This window comes from Bifidobacterium sp. B4081 (genome assembly GCF_026537335.1).
Lineage (GTDB): Bacteria > Actinomycetota > Actinomycetes > Actinomycetales > Bifidobacteriaceae > Bombiscardovia.
In genome coordinates, this window is the sequence record NZ_JAFNMM010000001.1 from 966454 (window position 1) to 986892 (window position 20439).

Here is a 20439-nt window from a genome sequence, read left to right on the forward strand (position 1 = left end):
TGTGCCCTTCTGCATGCGCCGCTGCGGATACTGCGACTTCAACACCTACACGGCCCGGGACCTGGGCGGGGGCGCCAGCCGGGAGCACTACGCCGACCTGGCCATTCAGGAGATGCGCATGGTCCGCGCCTGGCAGACTTCCCGGGGCCTGATAGAGCCGCCCGTGTCCACCATCTTCTTCGGCGGCGGAACGCCCACCATTCTGCCTGCCCAGGATCTGGTGCGCATGGTCGAGGCCGTGGCCGACCTCTGGGGGTTGACCCCGGGGGCCGAAATCACCACCGAGGCCAACCCTGACACCGTGGATCGGGCCTACCTGGAGCAGCTGCTCCAGGGGGGCATCAACCGGGTCTCCTTTGGTATGCAGTCAGCAGTGCCCAGCGTCCTGGCCACCCTGGACCGCACTCATACCCCGGCCAATGTGGCCACCGATGTAGCCGCCGCCAGGGATTTGGGTCTCAGGGCCAGCGTGGATCTGATCTACGGGACGCCGGGGGAGCGGCTTGAGGATTGGCGGACCAGCCTGCAGGCTGCCCTGGACCTGAGCGTGGACCATGTCTCCGCCTATGCCCTGACGCTGGAACCCACCACCAAGATGGGTCGTGCTGTGCGCCGGGGCCAACTGCCCGCCCCTGATGACGATGACGAGGCGGCCAAGTACGAGATGGCCGACGACATGCTCTCCCAGGCAGGCCTTGACTGGTACGAGATCTCCAACTGGGCCCGCCCCGGCCAGGAGAGCCGCCACAACCTGGGCTACTGGCACAACGTGGACTGGGCTGGCATCGGGCCCGGCGCTCACTCCCACTATCGTGCTCTGGAAGGCCAGGCCACGGGCATGGCACCGGTGGAAGCAACCCGGGAGCAGGAGCCCATGCCCTCCGTTTCGCCCGGGTTCAGAGCCACAGGAACGTCAACAGCGCAAGAGGCCCTTTCCATGGCACACTGGTGGCTTTCGCGGGAGCCCGGCCTGGAGGAGCGGCGTGCCCGGGCTATTCGCTCCTGGGACATCGCCCACCCCAGGGACTGGGCAGCCGCCATGGATGCCGGACATGTGCCCTGGCAGGATGCCGAGCTTCTGGGCTGGAGGCAGGACCTGGAGGAAACCGTCATGCTGGCCCTGCGCCTGCCTGAAGGCCTAGGAATGGATCGGCTGACCAGACAGGCGGGTCGTCCGGCCGACCCGAAGATTCTTAAGGTTTTGGTCGACCAGGGACTCCTGCATCCCGTGAGCGACAGGATCCAGGTGACCCGCCGGGGCCGCCTGCTCAATGATCTGGTCATCGATCAGGTCCTGGAGGCAGTAGGAATTCGTTAGACACTGCGGAACGTTACACGGATGTCACCTGTGAATGCATTATTGTGTTTATTCACCAATGACCAGGCTCTTCAAGGGTGGAGCATGCCGGCCCCGCCCGCGTCCCACGAATGAGGTGATTGCGGTGTCATTCACGGCCCCCCTCGATCTGCATGTCCACGGCCCGCAAGGGCTCTATGACCCTGATACGGAACACGATGCCTGTGGTTTCGGCATGGTGGCCACCCTCAACCGACAGGACGAAAGACTGATTGTTGAGCAGGGCATCCGCGTCCTGGTCAACCTGGACCACAGAGGGGCCGTGGGAGCCGAGCCCAACACCGGCGATGGGGCCGGCATCATGCTCTCCATGCCCGACGAGTTCATGCGCACCCGTGTCTACCAGGATTTGCCTGAAGCCGGCCGCTATCTGGCGGGCATGGCCTTCCTGGACAGGGATCCGGCACAGGCTGCCAGCCAGGAGGAGGCCATCGCATCGATTGCAGGCCAGGAGGGACTGCGTGTCCTGGCCTGGCGGGCAGTGCCCTCCGACCCGGGCGGACTGGGTCTTCAGGCTCTGGCCTCCATGCCGCGATTCCTTATGCCCATCATGTGCGACGCCGGCCCTCAGGGCCGCGGAGGACTGGACCTGGAGCGGCTGGGGTACCGGGTCCGCAAGCGTGCCGAGCACGAGCTGGGCGTCTACTTCGCCTCCCTGTCCTGCCGGACTATCACCTACAAGGGCATGCTGACCGCCAAGCAGCTGCAGGGCTTCTTCCCCGACTTGAGCGATCCGGCCATGAAGGCCCGCCTGGCCATCGTCCACTCCCGCTTCTCCACCAACACCTTCCCCTCCTGGCCCCTGGCCCAGCCCTTCCGGATGATCGCCCACAATGGGGAGATCAATACCATCCAGGGCAACCGCAACTGGATGTCGGCCCGCGAGGGAAAGCTGAGCTCGGAGCTCTTGGGCGACATGGCCCAGCTGCTGCCGGTCAATACGCCTGGCGCCTCAGACTCGGGCACCTTCGACGAGACCCTGGAGCTGCTCCACCTGGCCGGACGGTCCCTGCCCCATGCAGTCTCCATGATGATGCCTCCGGCCTGGCAGCAGGATCCGGACATGGACCCGGACCTGAAGGCCTTCTACCAGTACAACGACACACTGATTGAGCCCTGGGACGGACCGGCGGCCATCGTCTTCACCGACGGAACCCTGGTGGGCGCCCAGCTGGACCGCAATGGCCTGCGTCCGGGCCGCTGGCAGCTGACCGAGGACGGCCACCTGGTCCTGGCCTCGGAGGCCGGCGTCCTGGAGGATACGCCCCAGGAATCCATCGTCGTCAAGGGCAGGCTGGAGCCGGGACGCATGTTCCTGGCGGACACCAAAGAGGGCCGGATAGTGCCCGACAATGAGATCAAACACCAGCTGGCCGGTCTGCACCCCTACAGGAAGTGGGTTTCCGAGCGGACTGTCCGTCTGGACGACCTTCCCGAGCGCGAGCATGTCAATTACTCGCGCATCTCGGTTCACCGCAGGCAGCAGGCTTTCGGCTACACCCGGGAGGACCTGACCATGCTGCTGGGGCCCATGGCCGAAAGCGGCGGCGAGCCCATCGGGTCCATGGGCAATGACGCGCCCATCGCCGTGCTTTCATGCCGGTCCCGCTTGCTCTTCGACTACTTCACCCAGAAATTCGCCCAGGTCACCAACCCGCCTCTGGACTGGGAGCGCGAGGAGCTGGTGACCAGCATCGCCTCAGCCATCGGCCCTGAGCCCAACCTTTTGGAGGACACCCCCGAGCACGCCTGGAAAATCCACATCGACCTGCCTGTGGTGGACTCCGTGCAGATGGCACAGATCAAGCGCCTGGACCGGGCGCCAGTCCTGGAAGGCCGTTTCCGCCCCCGTCTGATCCGCGGCCTCTACCAGGTGGCCGGAGGCGGCAAGGCCCTCGAGGAGCGTCTGGAAGCCATCGAAAGGGAGGTGGACCAGGCCATCAAGGAGGGCTGCAATGTGCTTGTCCTGTCAGACAGGGACTCCAACCACATCTGGGGACCCATACCCTCCCTGCTGCTGACTGGGGCAGTCCAGCACCATCTGCTTCGTCAGCATACCCGCACGCAGGTCTCTTTGGCAGTGGAGGCCGGCGATGTGCGCGAGGTCCACCATGTGGCCCTGCTGATCGCTTACGGCGCCGCCTGCGTCAACCCCTACCTGGCCCTGGAGTCCGTGGAGAACCTGGCCAACAGCGGCGACCTGCATGTGGACGCCAAAAAGGCCTCTGCCAACCTGGTCAGGGCCCTGAGCACCGGGGTCCTGAAAATCATGAGCAAGATGGGCGTGAGCACCATTATGTCCTACCGTGGCTCCCAGCTCTTCGAGGCCGTCGGGCTGAGCCGTGAGGTCATTGACCGCTGGTTCACCGGCACCACCTCCCTGGTGGGCGGCATAAGCCTGGATGAGATAGCTGCCGAGGTGGCCCAGCGCCACCGGGTGGCCTACCCCATCGAGTGGACCGCCGGATCCGGGCATGATCTGGAGACAGGCGGCAACTACCACTGGCGGCGCACCGGCGAGGACCATCTGAACGACCCCGAATCCATCTTTCTGCTCCAGCAGTCCACCAAGCGCGGGGACTACGGGCTCTTCAGGGCCTACACCGACCATGTGAACGCGGCGGCCAAGCGGGGCATGACCCTGCGTGGCCTCATGGAGCTGCACTCCGGCAGGGCACCCATACCACTGGACCAGGTGGAGCCCGCCGAGTCCATCGTCACCCGCTTCTCCACCGGCGCAATGAGCTATGGGTCCATTTCCCAGGAGGCTCATGAGACCATGGCCCTGGCCATGAATCGGCTGGGGGCCAGGTCCAACTCGGGCGAGGGCGGCGAGTCTCCGGACCGGATTGCAGACCCTGCCAGGACCAGCCGCATCAAGCAAGTGGCCTCGGCTCGGTTCGGGGTGACCAGCGACTACCTGGTCTCGGCCGCCGACTTGCAGATCAAGCTGGCCCAGGGAGCCAAGCCAGGTGAAGGCGGACACCTTCCCGGCGCCAAGGTCCCGCCCTGGATAGCCCAGGTCAGGCGCTCCACACCCGGGGTCGAGCTCATCTCGCCTCCTCCCCACCATGACATCTACTCCATCGAGGACCTCAAGCAGCTCATCCACGACCTGAAGATGGCCAACCCTCGAGCCCGCATCCATGTCAAGCTGGTCTCCGAGCACGGGGTGGGAACCGTGGCCGCAGGCGTGGCCAAGTGCCATGCCGACGTGGTCCTCATCTCCGGCCAGGACGGCGGCACGGGAGCGGCGCCCCTCAATGCCATCAAGCACGCGGGAACCCCCTGGGAGCTGGGCCTGGCCGAGACCCAGCAGACCTTGGTCATGAACGACCTGCGCTCGCGGATCGTGGTCCAGTGCGACGGTGAGCTCAAGACCGGCCGCGATGTGGTCATAGCAGCTCTGCTGGGGGCCGAGGAGTTCGGCTTCGCCACCACGGCGCTGCAGGTGGAGGGTTGCGTCATGATGAGGGCCTGTCACAAGAACACCTGCCCCCAGGGCATTGCCACCCAGGATCCGGAGCTGCGTTCGCGCTTCACCGGTCGGCCCGAGGACCTGGTCAACTTCTTTATGTTCATGGCCCGCCAAGTGCGGGAGATCCTGGCATCCCTGGGCTTCACCAGCCTGGAGGAGGCGGTCGGCCACGTGGAGTGCCTGCGCCGGGACACCTCTGTGCACGCCTGGAAAAGCCAGGGCATCAATCTGGACGCCATCCTGCGCAAGCCGGGCCCCACCCCAGGCACTGTGCTGCATCACACCCAGGCTCAGGATCACGAACTGGACAAGTCCCTGGATGTGGACTTGATCAATCAGGCCGTCGACGCCTTGGATGAGGGTCGGCCGGTGGTCGTCAAGGGAGCCGTGCGCAACGTCAACCGGAGCGTGGGCACCATGCTGGGCTATAGGATCACTCGCAAATACGGGGCAGCCGGCCTGCCGCAGAACACCGTGGACATCACGCTGACAGGTTCTGCCGGACAGTCCCTGGGCGCCTTCATCCCCCGTGGCGAGACCATCCGGGTGATCGGCGAGGCTAACGACTATGCAGGCAAGGGCCTGTCCGGCGGTCGTCTGGTCCTCCACGCTGCCCAGGGAGTTCGCTTCGATCCGCACCAAACCGTCATCTGCGGCAATGTGGCAGGATTCGGTGCCACCTCAGGCGATATGTTCGTAGCTGGACGGGCCGGGGAGCGCTTTGCCGTGCGCAACGGGGGCGGCCGTTTCGTGGTCGAGGGCCTGGGCGACCACGGCTGCGAGTATATGACCGGCGGCCTGGTAGTGGTTCTGGGTTCCACTGGACGCAACTTCGGCGCTGGCTTCTCGGGAGGGGATGTCTACCTGCTGGATATGGATGCCTCACGGCTCAATCCTGAAGCCTGGAATGACGGCTCCCTGCTGGCCCTGGAGCCCGACCGGGACCAGGCGGCCATGCTCAGAGATCTCGTCGCCGAGCATGTCCGGCTGACCGGATCAAAGGCTGCGGCCGCCCTGATGGAGGACTGGCCAAGCGCGCTGGCTCGGTTCACCCATCTGGTTCCCCGCCGTTATCTGGCCATGAAGAAGGCCATGGAAGAGGCCGAGCGCGAGCAGGTGGACTTCAACGCGCCCGGCGTCTGGGACGCTACCTACGCCCAGGTCATGGAAGGAGCGCACTGATATGGTCGACCCCAAGGGATTCCTCAAGGTACGCACCCGGCACGAGCTCGCCGAACGCCCAGTGGCTGAACGCCTGAAGGACTGGCGGGACGTGCATCAGACCACTGGTCCAGGTCCCTGGACCGCCGAGCAGGCCGCCCGCTGCATGGACTGCGGCACCCCCTTCTGCATGACCGGCTGTCCCCTGGGCAACCTGATCCCCGAGTTCAACGACCTGCTGTCCCGAGGCCGCTGGGACGAAGCCTACGAGCGGCTCAGCCTGACCAACAACTTCCCGGAGTTCACGGGACGGATCTGCCCGGCTCCCTGCGAATCCTCCTGCGTGCTCTCCATCCACCAGCCGGCCACCACCATCAAACTGGACGAGCAGACCATCATCGACCAGGCCTGGTCCCTGGGCCTGGTCAAGCCCCGACCGCCTCAGAGGCTGACCGATATGACTGTGGCTGTGGTCGGGTCGGGCCCCGCAGGGCTGGCCTGTGCCCAGCAGTTGACCCGGGCCGGGCACACGGTCGTGGTCTACGAGCGCGCCGATGCCATTGGCGGGCTGCTGCGCTACGGCATTCCCGCCTTTAAGCTGGAGAAGTCCCTGCTGGACCGTCGGCTGGAGCAGATGGAGGCCGAGGGGACTCGATTCCGCACTAGCGTCGAAATCGGCCAAGACCTGGGCTGGGATCAGCTGCGGGCCCGCTATGACGCCTTGGTGGTGGCCATTGGTTCCACCGAACCCCGGCGGGTGGATCTGCCCGGACGGGAGCTTAAGGGCATCCACTACGCCATGGACTTCCTGCCCGACCCCACCCGCGAACTCATGGGCCGCGAGCCCATCAACGACATCGATGCGGCCGGCAAGGACGTCATCATCATCGGTGGCGGCGACACCGGGTCGGACTGCCTGGGCACGGCCCTGCGAGAGGGCGCCAAGTCGGTCACCGTCCTGCAGATCCGGCCCAAAGAACCCTCGTCCAGGCCCGATAACCGGCCCTGGCCGACCTACGCCCGGCTCTACAATCCCACCTCTTCCATGGAGGAGGGCGGTCACTACGAGTACGCGGTGGACAGCCTGGAATACCTGGGCGACGGTTCCGATGACCGGATCAACCTGGACCAGACCAGCGCCCCCACGGGCTTCGACCGGGACCATGAGGGACGGGTGCGCGGCGTTCGCGTGGTGGATGTCAGTCGTGACGATCAGGATCGAATCATTCCCCACCCCGACACCGAACGGGTTCTGCCTGCCGACCTGGTGCTGATCAGCATTGGTTTTGCCCATCCGGAGACGGCCACCCTGACCGGACAGACCGGCGTAGGGCTGGACGGGCGCGGGAACGTGGCGCGGGATGCCGACTACGCCACCGAACGTGACGGCATCTTCGTCTGCGGTGATGCCGGACGCGGTCAGTCCCTGGTGGTCTGGGCACTGGCCGAGGGCCGTTCCTGCGCTGCGGCCGTGGACCGGTATCTGACAGGCGCCACTGAATTGCCCGCCCCCATCCGAGCCGATGAGCGCGCTATGACCCTGCCTGCGGCCGACCGGCGCCCACGCTAATATGAAAAGGTATGGTGCCGATCGAAGGGATGGAGGCAGTGGGATATGACCAACCGCGCTGAACGTAGGGCGCAGGCCAAGCGGAACCGCCGTGGCGGCAATGATGACCGGAGGATGACAGTCAAGGGCAGGGCCGGAGTGATGGATGAACGGGCCTTGCAGGAGCGCTCCCGTCGGCTGGAGGCTGGCCAGGGCGCCGAGTGGAAGCCCACCGGGCACACCGATGACCTGGTGCAGAAGGACTCCGTGGACCCCAATGGCCGCAACCCCCGTCTGCTGAGGGCTCCCAGCGGCGTGCGTCAATGGCTGCGAATCCTGGTCTGGGCCCTGATCATCTGCTCCGGCCTGGCCTTCCTGGTCTGCATGTGGCTGCCCCACGTTCCCATCTGGGCCACCATCGCCATCGCGGCGGTCTTCTGCCTGGGCGTACTGGGACTCTTCCTGGTGGGCGGCAATCGGGACAATCCCCGTCTGGACTCCTACGGAACGGCCCTGTGACCATGAGCGAAGGCGTGGCAGAACAGCAGGCCGTGCGCATGCAGCACGTGGGATTCCGCCGTCAGGGCCGGGTCATACTGGACGATGTCAACCTTGAAGTGGGCCAGGGGCAGAAGTGGGTCCTCTTCGGACCCAACGGCGTGGGCAAATCCACCCTGGTGGCCATGATGAGCACCCGAGGCTTCCCCAGCACCGGCAGCGTAGAGATCCTGGGCAACCGGCTGGGCAAGGTGAACGTCTTCTCATACCGGCATCGGATAGGGCTGGCCTCGGCCGGCCTGGCCAAGACCATCAGCCCTCAGGAGGATCCCTACGATGTGGTGCTGACTGCCTTCAGCGACACCACCGGCCGTTGGAGGGAGACCTTCACACCCGAGCAGGAGGAGGCCACCCTGGCCCTGATGTACCGGTTCGGCATCGCCTACCTCAAGGGCAAGCGCATGTACCGGCTCTCCAAGGGGGAGCGCGGCCGTGTGCTGATATGCCGGGCGCTCATGGCCAATCCCGACCTGCTGATCCTGGACGAGCCGACCACCGGGCTGGATCTGGGTGGCCGGGAGCTGGTGCTCAGGGCCTTGAGCGACATTGGCCGTGAAGACAAGGATCGCACGGTCATCCTGGTCACCCATCGACTTGAGGAGATCCCTCTGGGCTTCAACCGGATAGCCATGATGGGCCGGCGTCCTGCCGACACTGCAGACACCGGTGACCCGGATCCGGGCACCATCGTCTACCAAGGCCCCTTGGAGGGCGGACTGACCGGTCCGCGCCTGAGCGAGCTCTTCGGTCTGGACCTGACCGTAGTCCACCGCGACGGACGCTGGGGTGCCTTCGCCGTCTGAACGCCACTGCCTGCTGACCACGTTCTGACACGCCCATGTCAGCTCAAGGAATAGCAAATTTGTTCTCCAAGGCGCGGGTATAGACTGTGGTGGTTTGTCTGCCCGGGGACTGCGGCAGACCTGTATGCGTGAAGGATGTTGACGTGATCAAGATATGGACTCGCTACCTGCGGCCTTACTGGCTCCAGGTGGCCGTTCTGGTGCTCTTTCAAGTGGCGCAGACGGCCTTGAACCTCTACCTGCCCAACCTGCAGGCGGACATCATCGACAAGGGCGTGGCCGTAGGCGACCAGGATGCCATTTACCGGATCGGCTGGCAGATGATGGGGATCACCGCCATCCAGATCGTGGCCAACATAGTCGCCGTCTACTGCGCCACCCGGCTGGCCATGAGGATGGGCTACGAGCTGCGCAGGGACCTGTTCGCCTCGGTGGAGGGCTTCAGCCTCAACGAGATCGAGCGCTTCTCGGCCGGTTCCCTGATCACCCGCACCACCAACGACGTTCAGCAGTTGCAGATGACCACCATGCAGACCCTGATGATCATCCTGCAGGCCCCGGTCATGCTGATCGGCGGACTGATTCTGGCCCTGCGCCAGGACGGCCCCCTGACCTGGTCCCTGGCGGTTATCGTCCCCCTGATCCTCCTGGTGGCCCTGGTGCTCATGGGCAGGATGGGACCCCTGTTCACCCGCCTGCAGAACATGCTGGACTCCGTCAACCGTCTGGTCCGCGAACAGATCTCCGGTGTGCGGGTCATCCGCGCCTTTGTCCGCGAGAAGACCGAGGCCGCTCGCTTCGACAAGGCCAACCGCGATGTCTACGGCGTCCTGATCTCCACCGGTCGACTGATGAGCATGATGGTGCCGCTCATGTGGTTCCTGCTGAACATGTCCAACGTGGCCATCATGTGGTTCGGCGGCCGCCGCATCGACTCCGGGGCCATGCAGATCGGCGCCCTGCAGGCCTTCATCCAGTACCTGATGATCATTCTGTCGGGCCTGATGATGGCCGCCATGATGTCGGTCATGCTGCCCAGGGCCGCTGTGGCCGCCCGAAGGATCAACGAGGTCCTGGAGGCCACCAGCGAGATCGCCGCACCCGAGCATCCCTACCGCAACGAGCACCCCCAGGGGCTCTTGGAGTTCAAGCACGTGGACTTCAGCTACCCAGGTGCCCAGGACCCGGTCCTTTCGGACTTCTCATTCACTGCCCGGCCGGGAACGACCACGGCCATCATCGGGGCCACGGGATCCGGCAAGTCCACCATCATCCGGCTGGCCAACCGCATGTTCGACGTCACCGACGGCCAGGTGCTGGTGGACGGGCACGACGTGCGCGAGTACGACCCCGACCAGCTGGCCCTGATCTTCGGGCCGGTCCCGCAGAAGGCCACCCTCTTCACCGGCACCATCCGCGACAACATGCAGTACGGGGACCCAAACGCCGACGACGACCGCATCTGGGAAGCCCTGCGCATCGCCCAGGCCGAGGACTTCGTCCGTGAGATCCCCGAGGGCTTGGATGCCCGCGTGGCCGAGGGCGGCACCAACTTCTCTGGCGGGCAGAAGCAGCGGCTCTGCATGGCCAGGGCCATCCTGCGCAACCCCCGCATCTACACCTTCGACGACTCTTTCTCCGCCTTGGATATGACCACCGACCAGGCCCTGCACGAGGCCCTGGTGCCGGTCACCCGCCAGGCCACCCAGATAGTCGTGGCCCAGAGGGCGGCGTCCATCCGCCAGGCCGACCAGATTCTGGTCCTGGATCGAGGCCGCATCGTCGGGCGGGGCACCCACGACCAACTTATGGAGGACTGCCCAACATATCAGGAGATCGTCCAGTCCCAGGGCGGGCAGAGTCCCGACGTGGAAGAGCTCAGCATTGACGAGGGGAGGGCCGAGTAGATGGCTAAGAACTTGAGCGTAAATACAGGCTCGCAGGCCGTGGGCGGCCGCCGTCACACCGTGGGCCGGCTGGTCCACTATCTGCTGGCCAGCCCCTGGAGGGTCATCGTCATGGTCCTCTCCGGCATGATCGCCGTGGCCATGATCGTCATCGGACCCAAGGTCATGGGCGAGGCCACCAACGTCCTCTTCGAGGGGCTGCTGGGGTCCATGCTGGTCAAAATGGGCGCCAAGCCCGGCACCCCCAAGCAGGCTGTGGTCACCTACCTGCAATCCCGCGGGCAGGACAAGTTCGCCCGGATGATCGACTCCATGAACGTCCAGGTTGGCGTGGGCATCGACTGGGGGCGCTTCGGCACCATCCTCATGTTCGTCATCGGCATCTACCTGATCTCCATCCTGGTCAGGCTGGTGCAGAACTTCCTGATGACCCGGCTGGTCTCCGACGCGGTCTACACCATGCGCAGGCAGATCGAGGACAAACTGGACCGGCTGCCCCTGCAGTACTTCGACCGGACCCCGCGCGGCGAGGTCATGAGCCGGACCACCAACGACATCGACAACATCTCGGGCACCCTGCAGCAGATCCTGGGCGAGCTGCTCTTCTCGGTCTTCTCCATCATCGGTGCCTTCATCATGATGCTGACCATCTCGCCCCTGCTGACCCTGATCGCCTTCATCATCATCCCGGTCATGGCCCTGTGCGCGGGCATCATCCTCAAGAAGACCCAGCCGCAGTTCACCCGGCAGTGGATCCGCACCGGCCAGGTCAACAGCCACGTGGAGGAGATGTTCTCCGGCCATATGGTCGTCCGGGCCTTCGGCCACCAGCGCAAGGCCGAGGAGGAGTTCGAGGAGCGCAACCAGGAGCTCTACCAGGCCAGCTTCAAAGCCTCCTTCTTCTCCGCCCTGGTCACGCCCATGTCCACCTTCTTCGGCAACCTGAGCTTCGTGATCGTGGTCATCATCGGCGGCGTGCACGTGCTCAACGGCAGCATGAGCCTGGGCGGCCTGCAGGCCTTCACCCAGTACACCCGTCAGGCTTCCCAGCCCATTGGCCAGCTGGCCTCCATGGGCACCATGCTCCAGTCCTCCCTGGCCTCCTGCCGCAGGGTCTTCGACTTCCTGGACGAGACCGAAGAGGTGCCGGACATCGAGCATCCCGACCATATGGGTCAGGAGACAGGAGGCAAGGTCGAGGGGCATGTCCGCTTCGACCACGTCCGCTTCTCCTACGATCCGGCCGAGCCGCTGATCAAGGACCTATCCATCGAGGCCAAGCCCGGGCAGACCATCGCCATCGTCGGGCCCACCGGGGCGGGCAAGACCACCTTGGTCAACCTGCTCATGCGCTTCTACGAGATCCGGGGCGGACGCATCACCATCGACGGCGTGGACACCTCCAAGGTGACCCGCCACGACCTGCGCAGCCACTTCGGCATGGTCCTGCAGGACACCTGGCTCTTTGATGGGACCGTCCGCGACAACCTGCTCTACGGGCTGGACGAGGGACAGACCATCCCCGAGCAGACCTTGATTGATGGCGCCAAGGCCACTCATGTGGACGAGTTCATCCGCAAGCTGCCCAAGGGCTACGATACCGTCCTCAACGAGGACAGCAGCGAGCTCAGCCAGGGCGAACGCCAGCTGATGACCATCTGCCGGGCCTTCCTGTCCGACCCGGACATCCTGATCCTGGACGAGGCCACATCCTCGGTGGATACCAGGACCGAACTGCTGGTCCAGCAGGCCATGAACACCCTGCGCAAGGGCAGGACCTCCTTCGTCATCGCGCATAGGCTGTCCACCATCCGCGATGCCGACCTGATCCTGGTGGTCAACCACGGCTCGGTGGTCGAGCAGGGCACCCACGACCAGCTATTGGAGCGCGGCGGGGCCTATGCCTCCCTCTACAACTCCCAGTTCACCAAGGGCGAGGAGGACTGAGGAGGCATGAGCCTTAAACGCGGTCCGCTGAGCGTAGGGGAGCGGGTCCACCTGACCGACCGGCGTGGCCGCAAGCTGACGGTCATGCTGGAACCAGGCGGCCTGACCCAGACCGACCACGGTCTTCTGCCGCACGAGGCCATGATTGGTCTGCCCGAGGGCTCCGTGGTGGTGACCATCTCGGCCGACAAGTGGCGGCAGATGCGTCACAAGCAGGATGCCGACACCGACACAGGGGTGCCTGACAGGGCCAAGCCTTGGAAGTCCTCGCGAGGCATCGGAGGATGGGCCTTTACCGTCATGCGTCCAAGGCTTGAGGACTATATTCTTTCCATGCCGCGCGGCGCCCAGATCATGTACCCCAAGGATGTGGCCAGGGTCATTCTCCTGGGTGACATCCGTCCCGGCATGAGGGTCCTGGAGTCGGGAGCTGGCTCAGGGGCCATGAGCCTGGGTCTTCTGGATGCCATCGGCACCGCAGGAAAACTGACCAGCATCGAGCGGCGGGAGGAGTTCGCCAGGGTGGCCATGGGCAATGCCACCGTATTCTTTGGGCAGCGCCCTGTCCAGTGGGACCTGCGTACCGGCGACTTCGACACCGTTGCGGCCGACCTGCCAGAGGACGAATTCGACCGTATCGTTCTGGACATGCTGGACCCCTGGAACCGTCTGGAGCAGGCCTACCGGGTCATGGCCCCCGGCGGCGCGCTGACCGCCTACGTGACCACCACCACCCAGCTCAGCCGACTGGCCGAGGCCCTGCGCGCCGACGGTCGGTGGACCGAACCCGAGATCATGGAGAGCCTGGAGCGCTCCTGGAAGGCCGACGGTCTGGCGGTCCGACCCGAGCACGAGATGATCGGGCACACCGGCTTCCTCTTGACCAGCAGGGCCATGGCTCCCGGCCAGCAGGCTCTTCGCAAGCATATCCGGGCTACCAAGGACTACCAGACCGATGTGGATCAGGGGCGGCGGCCTGCCAAGATCAGCGGCTCAAATCACGAGCGCGAAAAGGAAGACCTGGAGGACCTCGAGGATTTGAAGTTGCGCCGGGTCTCCGATCGCAAGCTGCGCAAGGTGTTGCGTGATCTGGACCATCAGGTGCGCACTCTGGAAGACGGCAAGGAGCAAGAAGGCTGATCGCCCATGGCCCGCTCTTTCACCTGGCTCTGTCATAATGGAAAAGACGCCTGATAGGAACTTCGGGAAAGGAAGCATGGCATGGGTTTGCGAAAAGGTCTGAAGGCCGAGGATCTGCACAGGTGCAGCCGAACCCTCATGCTCATGCGTCATGCCAAGACGGAACGCCAGGGGTCACAGGGCGATCGCAGCCGCCAGCTGACCGACCGTGGCCAGAAACAGGCCCGGATCATGGGCCGTGGATTGACCGCTTTGGGCCTGGTGCCCGACCGCATCATCTGCTCGGGTGCGCCCCGGGCCCGTCAGACCCTAGACGGCATGCTCAAACCCCTGGGTGACGGACCCCGGGTCGACTACCGGGAATCCCTCTATGAGTCCGGCATGCAGGCGGTCTTCGACCAGCTGGCACAGACCGAGGACCGTGACCGCCGGGTCCTTATCCTAGGGCATGAGCCCACCATGTCTATCTGCTCACAGTGGCTGGCCGAGGACGACTCCGATCCTGACCTTTTGGACCTGCTCAATCTTGGACTGCCGCCGGCCACTATGGTCGTGCTGGGCTCCGAGCGGCCATTGACCGACTGGGGAACCCATCAGGCCCGTCTGCTTGGCATTCTGGGCCCCCAGGACCTGGAGGACTGACCGGCAGAACAAGCTCGAGGCAACCTTCTGCAGGCAGTCTTGGTGAGCATCAGTCCTGTGCCTGCCGTCTTGTCGTTATCGATTCAGGTTATGGCGACACCTTATTTGCACCAATTACCCGCCTCCCCCCGCCGCTGATAGGCTGACCAAAGATATCAGGACGAAACTGGGAGGTTTCATGGCAGCGATTACATCCGTGTCCGGATTCCCGCGCATCGGCGCGCACCGCGAACTCAAGAGGGCCATCGAGGGCTATTGGAAGGGCGAACGGAATCTGGACGAGGTTCGGCGCACGGCCGCTGATCTGCGGGCCAGACACTGGCAGCTTCAGCAGCAGGCAGGCGTCGACCTGATTCCCGTCAACGATTTCAGCTACTACGACCAGGTCCTGGATACCTCTATCCTCCTGGGCGTCGTGCCAGAGCGCTATCGGAAGCTGGGCCTGGGTCCCGAGGATACCCTCTTCGCCATGGGCCGCGGCTACCAGGGGGAGCAGGGTGACGTGACCGCCCTGCCCATGAAGAAGTGGTTCACCACCAACTACCACTACCTGGTGCCCGAGATCGATCAGAACACCAAAATCGCCCTGGAAGGCGATAAGCCCTTCAAGGAGTTCCAGGAGGCGCGCGAGCAGGGCATCGCGGCCAAGCCGGTGCTGATCGGCCCATATACCTTCCTCAAGCTGGCACGCGGTCCCCAGGGCGAGCTGCTGGATCCGGACCCGGCACTGGTGCAGGATCTGGCCAAGGCCTACGCGACCATACTGGAGCGGTTCATCGGCCTGGGCGCCGACTGGGTGCAACTGGACGAACCCTATCTGGTCCTGGACAAGGAACCGGGCGACCAGGACCTCTTCGAGACCCTCTACAAGCCCATCCTGAAGGCCCGCCAGAGCGACCGGGGCAAGGTCCGTATTCTGCTCAACACCTACTTCGGCCATGTGGGCGACTGTTACGATCGGCTGGCTGACCTGGGCTTCGACGGCATCGGCCTGGATCTGATCGAGGGCAGGGATGAGAATCTGGCGGCCCTCAAGGAGCACGGCGTGCCGGAGGGAACCACCATCTTCGCCGGCCTGATCAACGGCCGCAACATCTGGCGCAACGACTATGCGGTCAGTCTGGGCCTCCTGGATGCCCTGCACCAGGTGACCTCGAACGTGGTGGTGTCCACCGCATGTTCCCTCCTGCACGTGCCCTACACCGTGGCCGACGAGAACGGGCTGGATGCCGTCACCGTGCGGCCCCACTTCGCCTTCGCTCTGGAGAAGCTGGGCGAGTTGCACGACCTGGCCCAGCTGGCCGATGCCAATGAGGACCAGCGCCGCTCCAGCAAGGCCCTTGCTGACAATCAGAAGCTCTTCGACGGCAGCCGCGTCCAGCCTGACCCGCAGGTGCAGCAGCGCCTGGCCGGCCTTGAGGACGGGGACTTCGTGCGTACCCCTGCCCGGCCCGAACGCCAGAGGATCCAGGCCCAGGAGCTGGGTCTGCCCCTGCTGCCCACCACCACCATCGGCTCCTTCCCCCAGACCGGCGAGGTCCGCGCCGAGCGGGCCCGCCTGCGCAAGAAGGAAATCAGCCAGGAGGACTACGACAACTTCATCGCCCGCAAGATCGACCAGGTCATCGACCACCAGGAACAGATAGGCCTGGATGTTCTGGTCCATGGCGAGTTCGAGCGCAACGACATGGTCGAGTACTTCGGCCAGAACCTTAAGGGCTATCTGTTCACCCGGAATGCCTGGGTCCAGTCCTATGGCACCCGCTGCGTCAAGCCTCCCATCGTCTGGGGGGACATCTCCCGCGCCCGGCCCATCACCGTACGCTGGTCCTCATACGCCCAGTCCCGCACCAACCATGTGGTCAAGGGGATGCTCACCGGTCCGGTGACCATTCTCAACTGGTCCTGGCCCCGTGAGGACATCGATCACGAGCAGCAGACCCGCCAGCTGGCCCTGGCCATCCGTGACGAGGTCCTGGACCTGGAGGCCGCAGGCATCCGCATCATCCAGATCGACGAGGCCGCCCTGCGTGAGAAGCTGCCGCTGCGGCGCTCCGACTGGCACAGCCGATACCTGGACTGGGCCATCCCCGCCTTCCGGCTGGTCCATTCCGGCGTCAAACCCACTACCCAAATTCACACCCACATGTGCTACTCGGAGTTCAACGACATCATCAAGGACATTGATGCCATGGACGCCGATGTGATCTCCTTCGAAGCCTCCCGCTCCGATCTGACCGTCCTGGATGCCATTCAGGAGGCCAAGTTCGAGACCGAGGCAGGCCCCGGAGTCTACGACATCCACTCGCCGCGCATCCCCTCCACCGAGGAGATCGTGGACCGGATCCACGCCATCCTGAAGAAGCTGGACGTGGCCAAGGTCTGGATCAACCCCGACTGCGGATTGAAGACCCGAGGCGACAAGGAGACATGGCCCAGTCTGGAGCACATGGTGGCCGCCGCACAGCAGGTGCGTGCGGAGCTATCGTCCAGTCAGGAGTCGGATCATGCATGAGCCTATCTTTTCCCTGGAGGTCTTTCCCCCCAAGCGCGATGCCCCGGTGGGCACCATCTATGACACCCTGGATGGTCTGGAAGGGCTGATGCCCGACTTCATCTCGGTGACCTACGGGACCGGCCGGCGCTCAGACCGTACGGCCACGGCTCGCATAGCCAAGACCATCCATACCGAGTACGGCATCCCTGCCGTGGCGCACTTGACCGCCCAGTATGCGGACCGCGAGGTGATCGATCAGGCCCTGGATATGTTCGACGACGCAGGGGTGGCAGCGGTGCTGGCTCTGCGCGGCGACAGCGTGGAGGGCCGCGAGCCTGCCGGAGTCTTCGACCATGCCAGCGACCTGGCAGCCTACATCCGCTCCCGTCGGCCCAACCTGTCGATATACGGAGCCTGTTATCCGGAGACCCACCCGGAGGCCGCCTCGCCTGAGGACGACATTGAGAATCTGAAAATCAAGGTGGATTCCGGCGTGGATCATTTGGTTTCGCAGCTCTTCTACGACAACGCCGATTTTTTGGACTTCCTGGACCGGGCCCGGGCAGCCGGCATCCAGGTGCCCATTGAGGCCGGCATCATGCCCATCACCAACGAGGGCCAGGTACGGCACATGAGCGAGGTCTGCAAGGCGCGGATCCCGGCGGCGGTTGAGTCCATCCTGGAGCGCTGGGGTGACGACCGGGCCAGCCTGCGCGAGGCGGGCATCATCTACGCCTCACAGCAGATCGCCGACCTGGTGGCGCACGGGGTGGATGGCATCCACCTGTACTCCATGAATCATTCTGGCGTCACCAGGCGCATCTGGCACAACGTCCGTCACCTCTTCCGGCAGGTGGGCGCCAAGGAGGAGCCGGTCAGCAGCCAAAAATAACTGCATAAAAGAGGGGAATGCCCCGCATCGATGAACGCAAAAGCGTGATTGCCAGCTTTCAGCGACGCTTTCGGCCTTGATTGTCGGTGCGGGGCCTCAGCCATGGCCAGACCTTGAGTGCAGCTCTGTTGAGCGGCGGTATCATGCCAATCAGCAGACCAAGGATCATCCCTCCGATGGTTACCCAGGAGGCCAGGTCACGTCCCAGCAGAATGAGAACGACCACCAGGCCGACCCCGATCAGGGATAGGATCGGTGTCCAGCGTTGCTGCGAGTCGGTCAGCCGGTCGTTTTTCTTTTGCAGAAATCCGTAGATCAGTCCCACCGCCAGCCCTACCAGGGCGCAGGCAATGGTCAGGAGGATATCGGTCAGCTGCATTCTAGGGTTCCTTCATTCATGATTGCTCAGGCAGGATCTTTCTGGTGCCGCGCAGGGCGTGGACGCGGGCGTTGGCTCTGGCCATGGCATCCAGTTGTTCCTGGTCCTGGATGACATCCTCGGGATCGATGCCTGAAATCAGCGCGATTACAGTCTCATAGGTGGTCTTGGCCGTAGGCAGGACCCCCACCAGCCGACCCTGGCGCATGACTGCTATGCGGTCGGAAACCGCGAAGACATCCGGCAGATCGTGGCAGACCATGAGAATGCTACGGCCCTCGGAACGCATGCGCTTGATGTAGTTGAGCACCTCGGCGGACTGCATGACCGATAAGGAGGCCGTCGGCTCGTCCATGAGGATCAACTCGGGATTGTCCAGCAAGGTTCTGGCGATTGAGACTGTCTGTTTTTGTCCCAGGGATAGGGTGGCCATAGGTTGGCCTACACGGATGGGGGAGGACAGCGACTGCAGGACCTGACGGGTACGCCGACGCATGGCTTCGTCATCGCGACGATGGTGACGATCACGCAGTTCCTTGCCCAGGAAGAGGTTGGAGGAGACGTCCAGGTTGTCGCAGAAGTCCTGCCCTTGGAAGACGGCTGCGATGCCCAACTGATTGGCGACTCTGATCGAGGGAATGTTGGTTGGTCGGCCCTTCCAGATAAGCGTACCCCGATCGGGACGGATCAGGCCTGACAAAATCCTGACCAGGGTGGACTTGCCTGCTCCATTGTCGCCCACGACGGCAAGCACCTCGTGTTGGCGAATATCCAGGCTTACATGTTTGAGGGCCTCAACGAACCCGAACCTGATGCAGAGGTCGTCCATCTGCATCAGGACAGTGGTTTCATGCAATCCAGGTCACCTCCTCTACGATGATCGACCCGCGGATTCTGTGGACACATCAATGTGTTCGTTGACGCTATCGACAGCCATCATAGCCGCCCCCAGAGCCGATCCGTTAATCGGATAGCGGGCAGGGAGCACCTCCATGGGGACCATGGCATCGGGGAAGAGCATGCGCTGGAGAGTCTCCCGAAGGGGCTCCAGAAACACGTCTTCTGTTGTGCTCAGGATGCCTCCCAGGACCACTACTTCGGGATCCACGGCGTTGCAAAGATCGGCCACTACATTGCCGATGCGGATGGCCGCATCTCCCACGATCCGTCTGCACCCTGGGTCCCCCTTGACGGCATTGGCCACCAGATCCTCCAGAGTCATGTTCCCGTGGGTCACGCTGAGCAAGGAGACCAAACGGCTCTCGTCCACCACCGTATTCAGGCATCCGCGGTTGCCGCAGATGCAGATATCGCCCAAGGGGTCCACTTGAACATGGCCTATCTCGCCTGCAAGCCCGGTGGTGCCCCGCCACATCTCGCCGTTGATGACGATTCCCGCGCCCACCCCGTCGTTGGCGTGGATGTAGACGAAGTTTCGTCTGCCGACTGCTGCGCCCATTCTCAGCTCGGCCATGGCTGAGAAGTTGGCGTCGTTGTCCACTTGGACCGGCACCTGAAAAGCCTCATGGAAAGTGCCTATCAGATCCTGTTTGTCCCAGCCTCGCAGGATGCCGGGAATGGCCAGCTGGTGAGTTCTGCAGTCCACAGGGGCCCCCATGGCCAGGCCCAGACCGACAAGCTCATCGGATTGGGCACCGATGGAAGTCAGCGTCTCCTTGATGAGAATCATGGCCCGTTCCAGGGTTGTGTCCGGCTTGTGCTGGCGTGGCAGAGCCATATCATGCTCTGCCAGTATGGCATGGCTGGCGTCGACTACTTCCAGTCGCATCTCGTGGCGGCCGATGTAGAGCCCGACCCCGAGGCCCTTGCGGCGGGCCAGCATGACCAGGGTGGCGCGACGGCCGTTTCTGGTGGTGGAGGATGTCTCCAGAAGTCCCTGATCGCCCATCAGACGTACCAGGTTGGAGACAGTTGCTGTTGAGAGCCCGGTATTTTCAGCCAATTCGATCTGGGTCATGGCGCCGAATCTTCGGATCGTATCCAGCAGGAGGGCACGGTTGGCCTCACGCAGTGAGGACTGTGAGCCGAATAATCGATGTGCCATAGGTTCCAGTGTAGCCAAGATCGTGGCTTGCCCCCGCCCAGTGAACCCCCTTGCGCCGGTGAAA

Annotated in this window: 13 protein-coding genes and 1 pseudogene; 11 read left to right on the plus strand and 3 right to left on the minus strand. The window is 64.0% G+C overall.

Translation table 11 applies throughout. The annotated features are described in order from the left end of the window. The first annotated feature begins 13 nt into the window (after positions 1-13). The 11 genes from hemW (at position 14) to metF (ending at position 17931) form a co-directional block, all read left to right on the plus strand. On the plus strand, positions 14-1318 hold the full coding sequence (gene hemW, locus J3T92_RS04275; protein ID WP_416378906.1) for a radical SAM family heme chaperone HemW: 1305 nt from the start codon (positions 14-16) through the stop codon (positions 1316-1318). Between the two features lie 124 nt (positions 1319-1442). Continuing rightward, positions 1443-6017: a glutamate synthase large subunit gene (gltB, locus tag J3T92_RS04280; RefSeq protein WP_267399901.1), complete on the plus strand. Its 4575-nt coding sequence runs from the start codon at positions 1443-1445 to the stop codon at positions 6015-6017. Between the two features lies 1 nt (position 6018). Next, positions 6019-7566, plus strand: coding sequence for a glutamate synthase subunit beta (locus J3T92_RS04285; RefSeq protein WP_267399902.1), 1548 nt, complete (start codon positions 6019-6021; stop codon positions 7564-7566). A gap of 45 nt (positions 7567-7611) precedes the next feature. Continuing rightward, positions 7612-8064: a tripartite tricarboxylate transporter TctB family protein gene (locus J3T92_RS04290; RefSeq protein WP_267399903.1), complete on the plus strand. Its 453-nt coding sequence runs from the start codon at positions 7612-7614 to the stop codon at positions 8062-8064. Between the two features lie 2 nt (positions 8065-8066). After that, positions 8067-8906, plus strand: a complete 840-nt coding sequence (locus tag J3T92_RS04295) for an ABC transporter ATP-binding protein (protein WP_267400253.1) — start codon at positions 8067-8069, stop codon at positions 8904-8906. Between the two features lie 143 nt (positions 8907-9049). Further along, positions 9050-10813 (plus strand): ABC transporter ATP-binding protein, encoded by a 1764-nt coding sequence (locus tag J3T92_RS04300; RefSeq protein WP_267399904.1) that lies wholly within the window; start codon positions 9050-9052, stop codon positions 10811-10813. Continuing rightward, positions 10814-12760: an ABC transporter ATP-binding protein gene (locus J3T92_RS04305; protein WP_267399905.1), complete on the plus strand. Its 1947-nt coding sequence runs from the start codon at positions 10814-10816 to the stop codon at positions 12758-12760. A gap of 6 nt (positions 12761-12766) precedes the next feature. Further along, on the plus strand, positions 12767-13900 hold the full coding sequence (locus tag J3T92_RS04310; RefSeq protein ID WP_267399906.1) for a tRNA (adenine-N1)-methyltransferase: 1134 nt from the start codon (positions 12767-12769) through the stop codon (positions 13898-13900). An 81-nt stretch (positions 13901-13981) separates the two neighbouring features. Beyond that, positions 13982-14542, plus strand: a complete 561-nt coding sequence (locus J3T92_RS04315) for a SixA phosphatase family protein (RefSeq protein ID WP_267399907.1) — start codon at positions 13982-13984, stop codon at positions 14540-14542. Positions 14543-14720: 178 nt separating this feature from the next. Next, positions 14721-17057, plus strand: coding sequence for a 5-methyltetrahydropteroyltriglutamate--homocysteine S-methyltransferase (gene metE / locus J3T92_RS04320; RefSeq protein ID WP_267399908.1), 2337 nt, complete (start codon positions 14721-14723; stop codon positions 17055-17057). Continuing rightward, positions 17050-17931: a methylenetetrahydrofolate reductase [NAD(P)H] gene (gene metF / locus J3T92_RS04325; RefSeq protein WP_267399909.1), complete on the plus strand. Its 882-nt coding sequence runs from the start codon at positions 17050-17052 to the stop codon at positions 17929-17931. Before metE ends, metF begins: the two co-directional genes overlap by 8 nt. Positions 17932-17989: 58 nt before the next feature. Here the strand turns inward: metF and J3T92_RS04330 are convergent, their stop codons facing one another. The 3 genes and pseudogenes from J3T92_RS04330 to J3T92_RS04340 form a co-directional block, all read right to left on the minus strand. Next, entirely contained in the window at positions 17990-18310 is a 321-nt protein-coding gene (locus J3T92_RS04330; RefSeq protein WP_267399910.1) for a hypothetical protein, read from the minus strand. A 16-nt stretch (positions 18311-18326) separates the two neighbouring features. Further along, positions 18327-19088: pseudogene (locus J3T92_RS04335) on the minus strand (ATP-binding cassette domain-containing protein); the annotation flags it as partial. Positions 19089-19181: 93 nt separating this feature from the next. After that, complete coding sequence (locus J3T92_RS04340) at positions 19182-20375, minus strand: ROK family transcriptional regulator (protein ID WP_267399913.1); 1194 nt, start codon at positions 20373-20375, stop codon at positions 19182-19184. Positions 20376-20439: the final 64 nt, after the last annotated feature.

What these genes read in the sequence shown, in the direction of transcription:
- hemW (WP_416378906.1), top strand. Translation starts at nt 14, where the DNA reads ATGCGCCGCTGCGGATACTGCGACTTCAACACCTACACGGCCCGGGAC.
- J3T92_RS04285 (WP_267399902.1), top strand. Translation starts at nt 6,019, where the DNA reads ATGGTCGACCCCAAGGGATTCCTCAAGGTACGCACCCGGCACGAGCTC.
- J3T92_RS04290 (WP_267399903.1), top strand. Translation starts at nt 7,612, where the DNA reads ATGACCAACCGCGCTGAACGTAGGGCGCAGGCCAAGCGGAACCGCCGT.
- J3T92_RS04295 (WP_267400253.1), top strand. Translation starts at nt 8,067, where the DNA reads ATGAGCGAAGGCGTGGCAGAACAGCAGGCCGTGCGCATGCAGCACGTG.
- J3T92_RS04305 (WP_267399905.1), top strand. Translation starts at nt 10,814, where the DNA reads ATGGCTAAGAACTTGAGCGTAAATACAGGCTCGCAGGCCGTGGGCGGC.
- J3T92_RS04310 (WP_267399906.1), top strand. Translation starts at nt 12,767, where the DNA reads ATGAGCCTTAAACGCGGTCCGCTGAGCGTAGGGGAGCGGGTCCACCTG.
- J3T92_RS04315 (WP_267399907.1), top strand. Translation starts at nt 13,982, where the DNA reads ATGGGTTTGCGAAAAGGTCTGAAGGCCGAGGATCTGCACAGGTGCAGC.
- metE (WP_267399908.1), top strand. Translation starts at nt 14,721, where the DNA reads ATGGCAGCGATTACATCCGTGTCCGGATTCCCGCGCATCGGCGCGCAC.
- metF (WP_267399909.1), top strand. Translation starts at nt 17,050, where the DNA reads ATGCATGAGCCTATCTTTTCCCTGGAGGTCTTTCCCCCCAAGCGCGAT.
- J3T92_RS04330 (WP_267399910.1), bottom strand. Translation starts at nt 18,310, where the DNA reads ATGCAGCTGACCGATATCCTCCTGACCATTGCCTGCGCCCTGGTAGGG.
- J3T92_RS04340 (WP_267399913.1), bottom strand. Translation starts at nt 20,375, where the DNA reads ATGGCACATCGATTATTCGGCTCACAGTCCTCACTGCGTGAGGCCAAC.